General features: G+C 63.0%; 1 protein-coding gene. It reads right to left on the bottom strand.

All coding sequences use genetic code 11. From position 1 onward, the window contains the following. A partial coding sequence (locus GPT33_RS02390) for an aminoacyl--tRNA ligase-related protein (protein ID WP_363928947.1) occupies nucleotides 1–387 on the bottom strand: 387 nt, incomplete at both ends.

The raw sequence follows: 387 nt of genomic DNA on the forward strand, positions 1-387 counted from the left end.
GTCGGCGTGCCTGAAAGTCGCCGAAATTGCTGCAGGAAGAGATCTCGCGATAGGTGTCTTGGCCGGGTAGCCAGACCTCCAGATCGTAGGTTTTGCGCGAGGAGAACCCGAGATCCCCGCAGCAGAGCGAGACCACGCGATAGGCGAGCCCGAGACGCTGAAGAATGGACTCGGCATGCCGGGTCAGGTCTTCCAGGGCCTGGAACGACTCTTCGGGTCGCACGGCCTGCACCAGCTCGACCTTCTCGAACTGATGTTGGCGGATCATCCCGCGGGTGTCCTTTCCGTAGGAACCTGCCTCGCTGCGGAAGCAGGGTGTGTGGGCGACCCATTTTCGCGGCAGCACGCCCGCCTCGAGGATGAGGTCGCGCACCAGATTGGTGACCG

The organism is Thiocapsa sp. (assembly GCF_011390875.1).
Classification (GTDB): Bacteria; Pseudomonadota; Gammaproteobacteria; order Chromatiales; family Chromatiaceae; genus Thiocapsa.